This is a genomic window from Undibacterium sp. Tian12W (assembly GCF_049339405.1).
In the GTDB taxonomy this organism is placed as follows: Bacteria; Pseudomonadota; Gammaproteobacteria; order Burkholderiales; family Burkholderiaceae_D; genus Undibacterium.
The window spans coordinates 82,585-97,831 of sequence record NZ_JBMPPK010000005.1 but is presented as its reverse complement, the minus strand read 5'-3'; the positions used below and the strand labels follow the sequence as shown (position 1 = coordinate 97,831).

Genomic DNA, 15,247 nt, shown 5'->3' with positions numbered 1-15,247 from the left:
GCTTTTACAACAACGTTCGCTTGCATTCTGCGCTGGGTAATCTGCCACTTAGTGTCTATGAGCAACAAATGACAAAAAAGAACCTATCGCTGTGTCCGAAAATACTTGACCACTACAAAGTAATCCGAATATGAACAATTTGTTGCAAAAACAGATTGAGAAATAGATCTTTCTTGAAATTATTGAGTTGATTAATTTAATTGCAGTAATTATCAACAATCATGCAATAAATTATTTTTGAGTGAAAGTCCTCACCATATAGTGAACTTCCCAGACTATGCTAGGTACTTTGCAGCCCCTGTAATTAAGACTCCTCATACTGACGGGCGATAGTCCGCCGTTGTGTGAATGACGCTTGATTGAATTTTTCCTGTGCTGGTAGGGATTTTGACGGGATTGTGGTACGGCATGTAGTTACAAGCCTTCTTGCTCCACTGTCATCTTTGCTGCCTCCAGTTCTGTGGCAAGTTCGTCCCAACCAGCTTGTCGCGCATATTTTGCCATGCGTAAGGCTAATGCCTGGCTCGCGCTAATACGCAGCTCTTCCGGAATGTCTTTCGGATGCATGCGCCATGGCAATAGTGTGCGTCCAAATTTTGCCAAATCTGCTTGCAGCAGAGCAGCTATCCTGAAACCGCCTTCATCGACATCTCCCCAGTGACAAACAGGTAATGCCGGGGAGCTTGATTCAATTAAGCGGGCATAGGCAGTGCGCCATGCTGGGCTTGGCGTGCCACCGGTATAGATCAGCAGTACTGGCTCATTGCACAATCGCTCTGCCTCTGTGTGAAATGTTGTTAAATTTTCGATGGTTAGGATGGTCTCGATACGGGATGTGATGGCCAGCACAGCGTCGGCCGGGAACGCTGCATATGGGCTGTCGATTAAGCCTTCGACGCGGGTACGCCTGATATGAACATGACCAGCCAAGCGCATAGGCTGCTCTTCACGATAGATGCCCAGCTCTTGCCACACTTCCATGGTGGGACGTGCGGCAGCATCAAGGTCGCCAAGAGACAAAACATCAACAGGACCGGCGAGCTTTTCCATCCTCTTGGTATTTTTGAAAACGGCATAACTCGCTTGGCGAATCGGCGTGCGTGTGTGTCCTTTTGCATTGTATTGTCGCGTTTCGCTGATGACCTTGATGGCGTCTATCCAGTCACCTAGATCTTTAGCACTGGTGCGGCGGACCAGTTTCATTTTGGACCATTGTTCCAGCACCTGCAGCAAGACCGCATGCGTCCCCGCGTGCGGTAGTAGCGTGCTGCGCGCCGTTTCCATGATTTTGTGGTGGGGAGTTTCACCAAGGAAGTTGGCCAGTGCGTCGACATTTATAACTTCCACACGTTTGATGAAGTTATCGATAGCGTTGCCATCGTCATAGTCCCAGTGGATTACCACAGCACCATTGGCCCGGCAGGCCTTAATAACGGCCTCGAATGACTCTTTGTCCTTGAGCGCGGCAGTTTGCCGGTATGGCGCGAGATCGTGAGTGGTCAAGGCGGGAGTGCGCGAGCGGACTCCCGCCGTCAGGCGCTCGGCCCCGTGCATGAGTTGATGCAGCATCTGATTGGCTAGATTGCGCATTATGCCACCTTGGAGCTTGATTCAATACGCCGCATTTCCTGCTCGATTAGTTCCGGGTTGAACTCCGGCAAGTCGGAGCGGTAAAGGGTTCTGGTTTCTGCCGGAACCGTGTGTGGATCAAGTTCAATGACGTTGTTACTGACACCTTTTACCAGCATGTAATAGCGGTGAAGGAAAGCCGTCAGCGTTGCCAGATGCTCGCCGGGTCCGGCCAAGAGTACCTGCAAGCCAAGATCCTCGTAGTAGCGCATGGTGGCAATGATGTTGGTCGGGTCCATGCGATGGAAGGCTTCGTCGAGCATGATGAGACCAATGCCATCACGGCTCTTTGCGTCTAATTTGTACGCAGAAGAAAGCGCTGCCCCAGCAATGACGTATAAGGGGGCGCGATGCTCACCACCCGATCCTTTTCCAAGGCGCGAACTCAGGTAACCGATTCGGCGACGCGAGAGCGTCATTGGATCTTCACGATAGATAGCGATATCGAAGGTGAAGAATTCCCGGTAGTCTTCCAATGGGTTGGCCGCACCGCGATTGCCGTCGGTAACAATATCTCCCAATAGCTCACGAAATTGTTCTGGCATCGGCGCATTGGCGTTAAACAAGATGCCGTCAGCCGCGTCACGCACGAAATTCAATAGCGGCACAAGCGCCGGTACCGCAGTGACTACAAATTCATAGCGCTCGTTATTGGAAAATGCCGGACAGGCCAAGAGGGCAGCATTCAAACTGCTCCTCTTTTTTTCCATTTCCTCGATCTGCTCATTCAGGCGCACAGCCACGTCGGTAGTGAAGGCATCCTGCGCCACGCGGTAGGCTTCTTCAGCTCTTTCTTCGTGCTCGATCAGCTCAATTTCGCGCAAGCGTGTCACCAAATCGAGCGCCCAGCGATATGCCTGTTGCCAGTCCTCCTGCACTTCAATCCCAGCTTGCTCACGATGGTCAGTCAGGAATACGCCCAAGAGGCTCATGCCGCGCGCTTTGGCGTTTTCAAATCGCTTGTTAGCTTGTTTGGTCTGATCGAGCGCGTAACTATGCATGCTGGTGTAATCGTCTTCATACTGTTCGAGGCACTGATCCCAGTACAGGTTGAATTGCTCTGCATCATAGGCAAAGGCGCATCGTGCCGCGTTCAGCGCATCCTTTGCCGCTTCGTGGGCAAGGTATGCGGTTTTTGAGGCGTGAGCGGATTCGACGGCTTTGCCATTGGCATTGATCAAATCGGTGTGCTGCAGTTGAAGTGATGCCTCCAGTTGTGTGATTTTGAGGGTGGCCGAATCAAGGTCCGCATTCAATTGTAGGTATTGCGCGTCGCTTGTATTGGCCATGCGTTCTTCTTGCAAGGCTTTGTCTTGGCTAGCACGCTGGGCTTGGGTGATGGCAGCGCTCAGTTGCTCCCATGTCCCGGCCTTCCCAAGCCAGCTTAATTCCTTGACTAAGGCATCCAAGTTCTCGTATTGGCGCGCTAAGGCGTCCACCTCGCGTTGCAATGTGGTGACGGCACTTGCCAATTCTGTGCGTCGTTCTGCCTTGCTTCGGCCAAGACGAAATTCGGAGGCTGGGACCGGGCGCAAGCGGTCAAGGTCGCCGCCCGAGACGCGCATGCCGTCGATAGTCAATGCACGTTGACAGGCAAGAGCCTCTGTGCTCGTGTTTGCTCGCACAAAATCTGCAAATTTGCCACGTATATAGGCAACGGCTGCGGGATCGTCGCCATTGATCAGCTCTGAGATACTCCCATTCTTTGGGGTGATGCCTATATGCTGGCGCGAAGCCATGCCCATTTTGACACCGTACAGGCCGTGCATGGACTGGTAGCATTCAAAGCTTCCTTTTTCTTCACCTGAAGGAATCAGGAGGGCATCGCGGTGGCTTCCCAGCATGGCTTCGATGACTGGCTGCCATGCGCTGTCCGTGACACGTACCAACTGTCCCACTGGCTCAGGGTGCATGCCACGTTCACGCAGCGCCATATACAGACGTTTCACTTCACCGGAGATGCCCGGTCCTCCGCTATTAACCTGTTCGAGTTCGTCTTTCAGCGTGGCTAGTTCGCTTTGCTTCCGTGTCAAGGTATGGTTGACGCCGATGGCAATGCGCATCGCTTCTCCACCGATATTGGCCGAGAGATTGCGAACGGTGTCGCAAGCATTGGTGAGTTCAGGTGCCGGGACAGCTAAAGCACTTTGCAAGGAGTTCGGTAGCAAGGTGCGACAAGCGACAATTGCTTTCTGATGCGCTTTAAAATCGTCCAGCGGGGTGCAACGTGAGAGAATGGCGTCCGCTTGATGGAAAAATCCGTTCACATCGCGCTCAAAACTCGCTGCGCGCGAGCGTGCTTCCTCAATGGATGCGCGCAGGGCTCCCAGAGACTGGTGGGCCACATGGGTGTCGCGCTGCCTCCGCTGGTATTCTGCCTGCTCTCGCGTCTCCAACAAGGTGCGTTGGATAGCCTCGTACTGGCTTTTTGCAGCAATCTGTCGTTCCTCTGCCGTCGCTTTTGCAGTATTGGCAGTCTCAAGGCGATCAAACGCCAGTTCATGCAAACAAGCTTCTTGCGTAGCATTCCACGTAGCGTGGCGGCTTGCCTCCTGCTGGGCTTTGCCGAGCTGGTCAACGATGGCTTGGCCGCCTTCGATCTTGCGCTTGACCATGACGATCAGGTCGACCTGCTCCTTGAAGGAGCGTACATTTTCTTTGAATTTTTTTGTCTCCGTCGCTTTCGCTTCAAGAATTTCATGGCGTACCAAGCCGTCAACGGAATTGCCGATATGCAGGCGTAGGGCAAAGCGGAATGCACGCAGGAAGTTGCGCACATTCGGTACGCCGTTCTTGCCACGCAACGCTAGCAGGTGAGCCCGGATGAAGTTTTCGCTCTGGTCCGGAAACAGGATATCGTCAGGCTCTTGACCAGAACGCCGGATTAAGCTTTCCCGAAAGCTTTTCCAGTCCCGGGGCGATGGTTTGCCGTCAACGTCCTCAAGATGGTCGCCTAAGGACAATTCAATACCGGGCACGACATAACGGCCCAGAACCTCATGGCCTTCTTTGTCAACGCTGGCATGGATGCATACGCCAACTGTGATTGGGATCAACGTATCTGTATCGCGGAAGGTGAGGGTGATATAGGAGTTGGCAACGTCACGTGCCCGCTCCTCCGGGCCGCCACACTGGCCAAGGCAGTATTCCCGGATGGTGCGCTTGCCGGACGTGTCGTCGGCCTGCGCGTTCAACGCTGTCAGGTTCTGGTTGGCGCCAAACATTGCGATCTGGATAGCATCGATTGCCGAACTTTTGCCGGAGCCGTTCGGGCCAAACAAGCCCATGATCATGGCAGCGGTGATTTCGATTTGTTCAAACAAGAAAAACTGGACGAGTTTGACGGACACAAGTTGTTTCATTATTTGGCCCCCACTATGGCGTGTTGTTCGGTACAGGGGGAGCAGGCAGCGTGTTGTCGGCGTTTTCTGCATCAGGATCGACTTCTTCAGGGAGACCTACCGTACAGGCCAAGGCGCTGATGCGCGAAATGGCCGCTTCGCCCAAGATAACGGTGATGGCCGGGCGGATGATGATGACGAAATCCTGCCCTTGCAAGGCTGTCTCCGGGATGTCTTCGCCGGAGCCGTCGGAGATGCGGGCGATACCCCATCGCTTAGCTGCGCGCAGCATCTCGCGCAACTCGTTTTTCGACGATGGGAATGCCCGCGTAGTGAGCAGTCGGTACTTTTCTTCTAACTCAACCAGATCGCACACTACCTCGCCAGACTCACTGATATCCTTACCTTGGCGCATCGCCTCATCGTAAATCTGGCGTAGCAGCAGCGCAAAGATGGTTTGTCCTGTATGGATGGAACCGGGCTTGGCGTAGCGAGGCAAGGCGCAGGCATAGCGCAAGGCCCGCTCAACATGCAAATCTATACCTAGTGCGGACAAAGCCCCTTTCAAGTCGCGCTCAAATCCGGCGATAATCTGGTAATCACGCTTGCTTTTGCGGTCGCTGTAATAGAGCACTTGTTCGGTTACTAAACGGTACAGGGCCGCTTCTATTTCCTCATTGGTGGCCAATCCCTCGGTGCGTTCAGCCAATGTCTGCCAGTGTTTGTTCATGATGTTTTCCTTAGCATGCGGCGCGCAACATCAAATGTTGCGCCACTAATGAACGGATGTTCTTCTTCAGCGTCACCCATTGGTGTGACGATAAAGCCTGGCGTCTGCGAGCGCGCGACCTGTTTAGCTGCCACATCCCCGGCGCGCAAGTGGAAGGCGATCCTTGACAGCTCCTGATAAGCGCGCCCTTGAGGGACTGTGCCTGTTGCCAAGGTATCGTTGGAGACGTTTGCTTCACCCACCTGCGAAAGCAGGTATTCGGTCATCTTGGGTCCATACACCATACGCGCGTGCATGGCACGCTGGGACAATCTGGCAACGGCCAACTCGCGCGGTGTCGGTTGGACAACGCGAAGTGGTGCTGCTTTGGGACGGGGCGTCCTGGTGCGCGAGAGTGCCAAAGCACCTTGACTGGCCAGAGATCCGGGCGGAAAAGGATCTGGCACAAGGTGCCCTGTTCCTTGTTCCAGCACCTTGATGGCATCACGCACCATTTGGTCGATTGGGCGCACTGTGCGGATGGTGTAGTCAAGGTAGACAGTGGCCTGCCGATTGGCGCGCCGCAGTTCGTTGTCCAAGCGATCCAAGTATTCATCAAGTCGAGACAGTTCACGAAGGCGGAATAGGTCGCGCTCGTACTGCACTTCCGCGCGCGGCCTGTTCCCTTGGAACTGGTTTTCTTCGTACCAATTGATGAGCCGTTCACGGTCAATTGGCGACTCGTCGATGGCGTCGACACGCCGGATGATGGCATAGCGTTTCGATAACGGATGATCGCCTTGTGTGCGCAGCGCTCGAAAGTCGCCAAGGAAGACTTTCTCAATATAGTCGTCGAAGAACTGCCGCACGAACTCGCGTGCCTTAGTGGTATTGCGCAGCGATGCCATCATGTCGCGCACCACCGTGCCAGTATTGCGCACGTACTGCAGGAGGTTGCGCGTCTGCTGGGCTGCCTCCATGAGAACGTCGCCACCAGCTTCTTCCTCCTGTACGCGGTCAATTAATCCTTCGATAGAATGGATCTTGGCCCCCACGTAAACAGGGCCGCTGTCGGCAAAGCTAATCAACTGGTCAAGAAAATGTCCTACTTGCGGGCTCATTGAGATAACGCGCTCGGCACCATGTCGGCCGCGCTCTAACCAGCCGGTGTCGACCAAGCGGATTAGGATTATATTGGCCCGCGCGTTGATTGAGGTCGCAGTACTCGCCGTCGTGCTGCCGTCCTCGTCGTCGACCCACGGGTCGTTGTCTTCGAGCAGTTGCTCGATATCGGCGATGATCTCACGCGTGGGCAGGCCCTCGGCTGGTGGCAAAGGGGCGTCTGGCCCGAAACGCTGACGGTGCAAAACAGTCAGGAGCATCCAGTAGCGCTCGTGGTTTGGGGACGCAAGCGGCTTGAAGAGGTCGTGCGGCAGACGTGCGAACAGGTCTGGATGGCGCGGCTTGACCCGGATGGGGACTATTTCAGGAAGAGCCATTGTTCAATCTCCTTGATGTTACTGACAGCCAATTGGTATTCAGGCGGTCTTTGCTGCGTGTGGACGGCCGCACGCATGTCCTGTACAAAGTATTTCACCAAGGCACCCCGACAGGTCTCCGTCAATGCGGCCGCACCTGCCATGTATTCAGCGCGGATGACCAAGCTTTGCTCTGGCGTCAACTCAGGATGCGGGACTAAGGTCACCTTGACAAAAAACTGCCATGGCTTGTCGTCGCTGACATAGCGCTCTGATGGTTGGCCAAGCTCTTCGACTTTGCTGATACGGCCAAGCGAAAAATCACGAAACTCCCCGGCCTCTTCGCAAAAGGCGCGTGCATGCCATCGCCGCCCGGCGCGCACCAAGGTATGGGGCGAGATGGTGCGCTGGTGCGGTTCCGGGTGGTTCATGGAGCGGTAGGTGATGCGCACTTTGCGTTGTCCCTTGGCAGCGGATTGCAACATGGCAAACGGGCGCGGTGGCGGGGCCGTAAGGTCGGTATGGGCGCAAAGAAGGTGGTGGTGCTCGTCTTTGGCTTGGGTTGCGTAGTGCAGGCCAACCAAGGCGAGATAGCGCGCTAGCTCGTCGGCGTGATGTCGCCGGTTGGCATGCTTCCGCTGGTGGGACAGGTAGTCACTTGACGGGTAAAACGCCTTGGTCTTGGAGTCATGAACAAGCCAAGTTGGGTGCTCGTCGCGGAACTCTTTGATCATGTTACTCGCACGAACGGATTTTACATCAAAGAGGTCGCGAATACGGGCGTTGCTCAAAGAGCCTTCCCATTGCAGCAGCAGGGCGAGGTCTGATATGGGAAGGTCGGCTGAATTGGTCATATTACTGGAGTCCGGTGATATCAATATACACAAAAATACATAATACATTAAAATGTATCATACATTTTAATGTATTATGTATTTTTGTGTTGTTTTTCGGACTAACCTACCGGTCTAAGATCTGACGCCGACAAGATGCGGACGGCGGTTCGATCATAGAGTTGAAGCTGGCCTCTCTTGCCGAGCTTTAATGGAACCAGCAGTCTCCTAGCCATCCAATGATCGGAGAAATACCTGATCTACGCCAAGTTTGCGGTACACGGTGGCACTAGTCATGTACTTGTTATGCATTTTTGCGATCATCTCGACTTTGTTGATGTCACGAACTGATTACATTAGAATTTGCTGAAAAGGCAACTTATGGGAGGGAGAGAACCCCTAGAGAGCATCGAAGAACCATCTGGGTACCAGCGATAGTTGGATTGCGCTTACTACGGGCAATGTAGTCAATTATCGATCTCCAAGTTACGGACGATTTCTGGTTGCCGCACAGCCGCATTTTTTCTTTGGTATATTGAGAACAGTGAGTGTCCCTGGTGTCATGATGGATGTGGATTATGTACGTGACCATGCCGAGACAAAGGATACAGATCAATCGAAACACGCAACATACATACGCCAAGCCGGGTCAGTTGGGTCTGCAGCGGAACATACAGTGCCAGAAGCAATGTTCCAAAATACAAGTCTCGCGGTGAATGATCCCGCACAGCCGCAAGGTGTTTCAGCAGTCAAGGCTTTAGCGATAGCTGCAAGCCAAGGACAAAAAATCTATACCTTAAATCCAAGTAATCAGGAGATACATGGTGCGGTTCTCCAAAGCTTACAAATCAGTACGGATGTGAAATTGGAGATTGCCAATGCTCTTTCAGACGGTAAGGAAGTGACCGTCCACGAAAAAGATATCGCTGCAGATGGTTGGGTTGGAAACGGCTATATCATTCTCGATCAAGATGCAGGAGCGGGTGCATATAAAATTGCGGGTGGATCAAATGGTGGCATTTTAATTGCAGCTGGGGTAACGATTTTAGCCATTGCGGCATTGGCAATTGCTGTACTCATGGAAATGGGACCTTCGGGACTAGTACTTTTCAACGTTTTTTTTTAGCTGGGCTCATCATTAATCGCGGCTGGTATCGCTCTTTTAACTGGCTATACCGCGATTTGCGCAGCGTCTATGTCAATCGTGTTTGCCGCTATTTGGGAATTGGCTGCCATTGCCGAGCCATTTTCGTTCCTGTTTGCTAATGCACTTGGAGGCACATTGTGGAGTTCAATTACCGGAGGCGGGTCGCTAAGCATTTGTGGAGTTCCATACCAATCGTTTGAGATCCTACAATCACCTACTAGGTCGTAATTTGCCGCCTTAATTTGCAATATTTGATTGAGAGAGCGCAGGAGCGGAGCTTTCTAGTCCACCTCAATTTGAGCTTCGGTGAATAGTTTTTTTTCCAGAAATTCCTGTTTTGCAGCGGCAGCGTTCTGAGAATACATTACGATGCGCAGATCTTTTTCTGCTCTCGAAAAGCAAACGTACGCGAGGTTGTTACTCAGGCGGCGCTGGCGGTCGGTCGGTTCGTCTCCGGCAGATTTCGGAGTAAATGTCTTTGCAAAACTGTAGTTATTCCAAGCCGACCCCACATCGTCAATCACAACAAGAACGCTTTCATATTCTTCTCCTTTAACACCGTGCTGCGTGCTGAATTCCGTATTGTCGTCGATGAATTCGCAGTAAGTGGCAATTTCTGCCAGGCCCATGTCAAATAATGCATCCGCAAGCCAATCCCCCTTCTCCATCGCGTGCATCTCTGCATCGAACTGCTCGTCGCGACGATTGCGATCAAGGTCCTCTATTAGCCGCTTCGACGCAGAATACAGCTCGTGTTCCCGACAGTATCTGAGAATATCCCCGATGGTTTTCCCATTCCACATTTCATTCAAGCTGCTCATGATTGTCTCAACACGTTTTCGCATTTCTATGAGCGGGTTATTTGCATTTTTTCCTTTAGGATCAAATGCCGGACTGTTTTGACGGAGAATGTCTATCATTCCTCTACCGTCCTTAGCACGCGAAGCCTTTACTAGTGGGTAAAGGCAAACAATGAATGGCTTAAGAAGATAGTGCTCACCATTTTCATAATCATCCTGCGCGCGTGTCGAAGCAAAGTCGCCAGTAAACAAGTTATGTAGGCCAGAAAAACCGAGCCGCCTTGCGATCATCTGCCGGACAAGGTATAAGTGTTTTATGTTCTCTTTGCTCGCCCAACCCCACTGAGCCATTGCGTCGTCCAGCTTTTGGGAAACGCTTTCTACCTGCTCCGGCGTGTAACGTCCTCTAGGGGCCCCGGGTTTATCAGTCTGGATAAGCCTAAGAATGACGCTTCCTTTTATTTCCGCGTTTTTACCAGCAGGAAATTGCTGGATATCTTTGCGAAATGCGTTGAGAAGGTTTATAACGTCAACGGAACATCTGAAATTTTCTTCCTTTGGGATGCGCAACGAATCAGGTGGGCCCTTAAAGTCTCCAGCCCTCTTGTCATAAATCTGTTGCATCGGATCGCCAAAGTATCCAATAATTGGAAGACCAGAATCTTGGCAAAGCATATTTAAAGCTTCAACTACGTTCTCTTGCGTATCCTGTGCTTCATCAACAAAAATGTAGGGATATTTTTGCCCCATTATTTTTCGCAGTTGATGGCTTGCTGCAATCATATACGCGGCGACATCAATGACATCTTCGTGGCCGATTTCGCCCTGAAGATAATTACTGAAATTGGAATCGTTATATGTGAATGATGGGACGCTAGGTAATCCTAGCAAGTCCTGCTCAAGTCGCTCGGCTTTTGCTCGTGCTGTTAATGCTTTCTTGCTCTTTCCCCCATCGTCATCTGCCCTTTGTTTTGCAATTCGGTCCGGCATTATTTTTTCTTGAAGTGCCCTGCGAATGCTCTGTGTGAAACGCTTTACCTCGCCCCAAAGGAAGCCGTGCAATGTGCTTATGATGTAGAGATCATCCCAGCCGAGCCGCGACGAAATGACCGCGACGGCGCGCTTGGTATATGTAACGCACACGATTCGTTGAGCTTCGCGCCGAAGGTGTTTTCCGTGATGATTTCGAATGTTGTCCAGCGCGGAGATGAGCGAGGTCGTCTTTCCCGATCCTGCACCAGCAATCACGTAGAAACTCTGCTGCTCGTTGATGCAAGCTTGAATTTTCTCATCAGCCTTTGTAGTTTTAAGTGTCGTGTTCATTCTATGTCCTAGTCGCTTGTCTATAGAGCTTCGGCTTTTGCAATTGGCGATAGCCTTTCCTCAAGCCACTTTAGCCCTTCTACGATGTAGACCGGCGTAGTCCATACGACTTGAGAGGATGCAATCGCCAGCGCGAATTCAGTCTTTTTAAAACTCTGGTCGCGGACCTCGCCATAAACTTTCTCTATGATCTCATCGCGAGTCATTGTAGCTGTCAGACCTAAACCGATGGAAATCTGTTCGTCGCCTTTGAAAATCGCCAAATTTTCATAAATGAACGTCTCTTCCAGGGTCCTACCATGCATCTCATCCTCACCGACTTTGATTGGCTTTTGAAACGTCACAAAACACTGTCCAGATTGGACCAGTTGCTCCTCCGATTTAAGCGCTACGAGTTCGTCCCGAGTGCTCTTTGCCAAAAGCGACTTTAATGCGGCATTTGATGTTCGTGCTCCCGCCTTGTCGGCACGACATGCTCGCCTTGCATCAGCAGCATCAACAGTATCGATGTCGGTGATAACGAGAAATGGAGTTCCAATGAAGCTGAGCAGACTAGAGAGTTTATGGGCGTATGCTCCGCCAACCTCTAGAATCGTTACATATCGATTCAAGAGTAGCTTTGCGTTTTTTTCGATCATCTGAGGAAGCAACAATTTCTCGACTGTACCCTCGACAAGAATGGTCGCATCGGCAAAGAACAGGTCGCAGTGAGTTAATTTTAGGTACTTCTTCAGAAAGTCGATAGTCGCTTGCTGCTGCTGTTTCTTCAGCTCAGCAAGTAGTGCTTCCTTCGCTTCCGCTCCTAATTGTTCTTCTGCGGTAGTGAGAGCGCGAAGCGGCTCAGGAGACGGTCTGAAGTCATGAAGGTTAAGAATCTTAGTTGCACTTGGGCTAGCCGAAACATTTCCGATCTGAGACTTTAAGGGCACGCGGCAGAAGTACCGAATTTTGTCGAATTCGACCGCATCAACAATATGAGATGAGTGCGTAGAGATCGCCAATTGGGGCGTAACTTCTCCCATACCCAGTGCCTTGGCTGTTTCGTGCAAAATTCTTGATATGTTTGCAATGAACACTTGCTGGACTTGCGCATGAAGGTGAACTTCTGGCTCTTCGATAAAAATGAGTTGGCACACCTCTCGCCCACTCTCCGTCGATAGCCACTGAGCGTGATAGTGGTTTAGCTGTATCGCAATATAGATGAGGTTCTTGAAGCCTAGTCCGTTGTAAGCTTCAGGGAGCTCGTGCTTCAAGACCTCATCAACATAGAATAACTCTGTACTTCCCTGAAGTGCATCTTGTGCGCTCATCGATGAAACTAGGCGCAATACCCTATCATGCGCGGACGGAACTCCCAGCTCTGAAATTACGGCAAGTAAAGGCTTGAAGTGCGTGTCGTAGTGCGCGGTGAGTCGTGAATTGTTTTCGTCGATTACTCTGTTTGCCGCTTCGTTTTCTGCAGGCTTCTCCAAATTACTATTGTAGTAAGCTGAAAACGCCGCAGACAGACGGTTGACACGGCCGCTATCCTGATCATGTATACCCCTCTGGGCATCAATGAAGTCAACCCGGATCAATGAGTTGAGCGTCCGCTTGCCCTCTTTGGATTCAATCTCTGTTTCCTTTATTTCGCTGCCTTCAATGGACAGCGCGTAGTAACGAGTTGAAAAATATCGAGAAAGTTTCGGCACTTTCTGCAAAAACTGCGAGAGGCTCTTTTGACGTTTTCCTTCAGTAGCCGGAACCATCGTCGTGTACTCATCTCGCAATAATTGACCGTCATGAATGCAATACCGAAGTCGGATGCCGACTTTATCAAAGTCAGTCGAAACATCGTGCAGCAACGAGAAAACTCTGCCGAATTCAGTATCGGGATCAATCGATAACCAGATATCCATTTCAATTGTCGGCAGGCTGCTAGCGTTCATGCCAGAGTCTTGGCCGTATCGATCCAACTCACTTAAACATACAACCGTGAAATCATTTACTGTGAACTCGCCACCTCTATCAAAAAATAGACGAAAGGCAGAAACGGCAGATGTTTTTCCGCTGTTATTGGGACCGACGAAAACTGTGTGATCGTCCTCAAGGCTGAACTGAACATCTTCTAACCGCCGAAAATTGCGAAATGATACTTGCGAAACCTTCATGGAAAATTTCCTTTGGTCCTAATTTGACTGGATTCGCACATTGCGTACGCTTACCATACCCCGCCAGCTATTACATTTTTGTAGATATCCTTAAATTCTTGTCGAGCTTTTAATAAAAGTTAGCTTTTGAATATTAGCCACTTACGGCTATTAAAAGTTATAAATATAGTTACATATTTTAATAATTTAAAAACGTTGTAAAAACGCACAATTTTCTTTACTAAAAAGAAAAGTATCAAATTAAAGTAAGGGTGCAGCCGCCCCACATAGCAACGTCACTCAGGCGGGTATAGACTGTGGAAACGGTAACAGGGAATCGATCTGGCTATTGGGGCAGGCAGGAAGTTTTTCGAGTGTTTCAGTGAGCCAGGCTAGCGGTTCGAGGCCGTTAAGTTTTGCGGTAGCAAGCAGGCTTTGAATAGCGGCTGCACGGCGGCCAGCGCGCTCTGAACCGGCAAACAACCAATTCTTCTTGCCAATGGCAATCGGCCGTATGGCATTTTCGACTGGGTTATTGTCAATCGGCAGCGTCCCTGATTCAGCGTAGCTTAGTAATGCAGGCCAGCGCTTAAGGGTGTGGGTGATGACTTTTTCGGTGCCACTGCCATTCGCTACCGTCTGCTGTGTGGCAAGCAACCATGCGTGCCATTGTATCAGTAACGGTTTGGCCTCTTCCTGACGTCGCCGCTGTCTTGCCGTCGCCTCCAGTGCAGCAGCCTGTTGTTCAATCGCATACAGCAGCCCAATGTAACGCAAGGCTTGGGCCGCCACCGGACTAGCGTTGGTAGCATGCAAATCGAAGAATTTACGCCGCACATGCGTCAGGCAAGCCAGTTCGGTGATGCCCTCAGCAAACAAGGCTTTATAGCCCACGTAATCATCCAGCATGAGCGGACCTTGCCAATCCGCCAGGAAGATACGTGCATGCGCACCAGCGCGACCAGTCTGATAGTCGAACACGACGATACGCGGGCCCGGTTCGAGATCATTGGAGCGGTAAGCCCACAAATAAGCGTGATGCGTCTTCCCCCTTGCCCGGATCAAGTTGCCGCGCCGGTGTTTCATCCGCATGCAGGCAAAGGCGCTGGCGCAGTAATTCGCTGAGCCGGTCACATAACGGTCGCAATGCCACACCGGTCTGGCCTATGCAGGCAGCCAGGGTGGAACGTGCCAGTGGCACACCCTGGCGCGCAGCGATCTGCTCAATACGGTAGAGCGGCAAATGATCTGTATATTTACTCACGGCAAGCCAGGCTAACAAGCCCGGCGCTGCCATGCCACCATCAATCACAGCCGCTGCCACAGGCGCAGCTGTCACTGTCTCGCAGGCGCGGCAGGCATATTGTGGACGAATGCCGCGATGCACGAAGAAGAGTGCCGTTCAATATCGAGCCTCTCGCTGATATCTTCGCCGATTTTGCCCAGCTCCTGGCCACAAGTACAGCACTGGCAGGATGCTGGTTCATGGCGATGTTCAATGCGCGGCAACTCAATCGGCAGGGGCTGGCGACCAGCGCGACTACGCTTGCGTGCCGCAGCGATCTCTGGCTCAGCGGGAGCCAGTTCTGCTTCGATGGCGGCCAGGTCGGCATCGATGGTTTCTTCGAAGAGCTCACGTTGTTCGCCAGTGAAGGCTTCACTCTTTTTACCGTAGCGGATGCGGCGATAATGGGCCAGTTCTATCGTCAGTGCGGTAATCTTATGGTTCTTCTGCGCCAATTGATGATCCTTCTCCGCTAACAAAGCACGCACTTGTGCAATCACAGCCGGATCGGCATTAGAGCGGGTCAGTTCAGCGAGTAAGTCCATACCGCCATGTTAACTGAGGTCGGGGATG

Annotated in this window: 8 protein-coding genes and 1 pseudogene; 1 reads left to right on the top strand and 8 read right to left on the bottom strand. The window is 51.6% G+C overall.

All coding sequences use genetic code 11. The features are described 5' to 3' along the window. Nucleotides 1-414 precede the first annotated feature (414 nt). Genes ACO0LI_RS07775 through ACO0LI_RS07755 form a run of 5 tightly spaced genes read right to left on the bottom strand, consistent with a single transcriptional unit; the run spans nt 415 to nt 8,011 of the window. Nucleotides 415-1,590: a Wadjet anti-phage system protein JetD domain-containing protein gene (locus ACO0LI_RS07775; RefSeq protein WP_423032054.1), complete on the bottom strand. Its 1,176-nt coding sequence runs from the start codon at nt 1,588-1,590 to the stop codon at nt 415-417. Further along, entirely contained in the window at nt 1,590-4,991 is a 3,402-nt protein-coding gene (locus tag ACO0LI_RS07770; RefSeq protein WP_423032052.1) for an SbcC/MukB-like Walker B domain-containing protein, read from the bottom strand. Before ACO0LI_RS07770 ends, ACO0LI_RS07775 begins: the two co-directional genes overlap by 1 nt. A gap of 13 nt (nt 4,992-5,004) precedes the next feature. Further along, nucleotides 5,005-5,700 carry a DUF4194 domain-containing protein gene (locus ACO0LI_RS07765; RefSeq protein WP_423032050.1) on the bottom strand — a complete coding sequence of 232 codons (696 nt, stop codon included), beginning with the start codon at nt 5,698-5,700 and terminating at the stop codon, nt 5,005-5,007. After that, a complete protein-coding gene (locus ACO0LI_RS07760; RefSeq protein WP_423032048.1) occupies nt 5,697-7,178 on the bottom strand; it encodes a Wadjet anti-phage system protein JetA family protein in 1,482 nt (493 codons plus the stop codon). Before ACO0LI_RS07760 ends, ACO0LI_RS07765 begins: the two co-directional genes overlap by 4 nt. Continuing rightward, entirely contained in the window at nt 7,160-8,011 is an 852-nt protein-coding gene (locus tag ACO0LI_RS07755; protein WP_423032047.1) for a WYL domain-containing protein, read from the bottom strand. Before ACO0LI_RS07755 ends, ACO0LI_RS07760 begins: the two co-directional genes overlap by 19 nt. 544 nt (nt 8,012-8,555) lie before the next feature. Between ACO0LI_RS07755 and ACO0LI_RS07750 the strand changes: the two genes are divergently transcribed. Next, on the top strand, nt 8,556-9,116 hold the full coding sequence (locus tag ACO0LI_RS07750) for a hypothetical protein (protein ID WP_423032045.1): 561 nt from the start codon (nt 8,556-8,558) through the stop codon (nt 9,114-9,116). Nucleotides 9,117-9,418: 302 nt separating this feature from the next. On the opposite strand, the gene ACO0LI_RS07745 is transcribed toward ACO0LI_RS07750, so the two are convergent. From ACO0LI_RS07745 to tnpC, 3 genes and pseudogenes are all read right to left on the bottom strand, one after another. After that, entirely contained in the window at nt 9,419-11,260 is a 1,842-nt protein-coding gene (locus ACO0LI_RS07745) for a UvrD-helicase domain-containing protein (protein WP_423032043.1), read from the bottom strand. 20 nt (nt 11,261-11,280) lie between these two features. Further along, nucleotides 11,281-13,410, bottom strand: a complete 2,130-nt coding sequence (locus ACO0LI_RS07740; protein ID WP_423032041.1) for an ATP-dependent nuclease — start codon at nt 13,408-13,410, stop codon at nt 11,281-11,283. 279 nt (nt 13,411-13,689) lie between these two features. Continuing rightward, nucleotides 13,690-15,219: pseudogene (gene tnpC, locus ACO0LI_RS07735) on the bottom strand (IS66 family transposase). Between the last annotated feature and the right edge of the window lie 28 nt (nt 15,220-15,247).

Excerpts from the sequence above, each read along its gene's own strand:
- ACO0LI_RS07775 (WP_423032054.1), bottom strand. The coding sequence starts at position 1,590 with ATGCGCAATCTAGCCAATCAGATGCTGCATCAACTCATGCACGGGGCC.
- ACO0LI_RS07770 (WP_423032052.1), bottom strand. The coding sequence starts at position 4,991 with ATGAAACAACTTGTGTCCGTCAAACTCGTCCAGTTTTTCTTGTTTGAA.
- ACO0LI_RS07765 (WP_423032050.1), bottom strand. The coding sequence starts at position 5,700 with ATGAACAAACACTGGCAGACATTGGCTGAACGCACCGAGGGATTGGCC.
- ACO0LI_RS07760 (WP_423032048.1), bottom strand. The coding sequence starts at position 7,178 with ATGGCTCTTCCTGAAATAGTCCCCATCCGGGTCAAGCCGCGCCATCCA.
- ACO0LI_RS07755 (WP_423032047.1), bottom strand. The coding sequence starts at position 8,011 with ATGACCAATTCAGCCGACCTTCCCATATCAGACCTCGCCCTGCTGCTG.
- ACO0LI_RS07750 (WP_423032045.1), top strand. The coding sequence starts at position 8,556 with ATGGATGTGGATTATGTACGTGACCATGCCGAGACAAAGGATACAGAT.
- ACO0LI_RS07745 (WP_423032043.1), bottom strand. The coding sequence starts at position 11,260 with ATGAACACGACACTTAAAACTACAAAGGCTGATGAGAAAATTCAAGCT.
- ACO0LI_RS07740 (WP_423032041.1), bottom strand. The coding sequence starts at position 13,410 with ATGAAGGTTTCGCAAGTATCATTTCGCAATTTTCGGCGGTTAGAAGAT.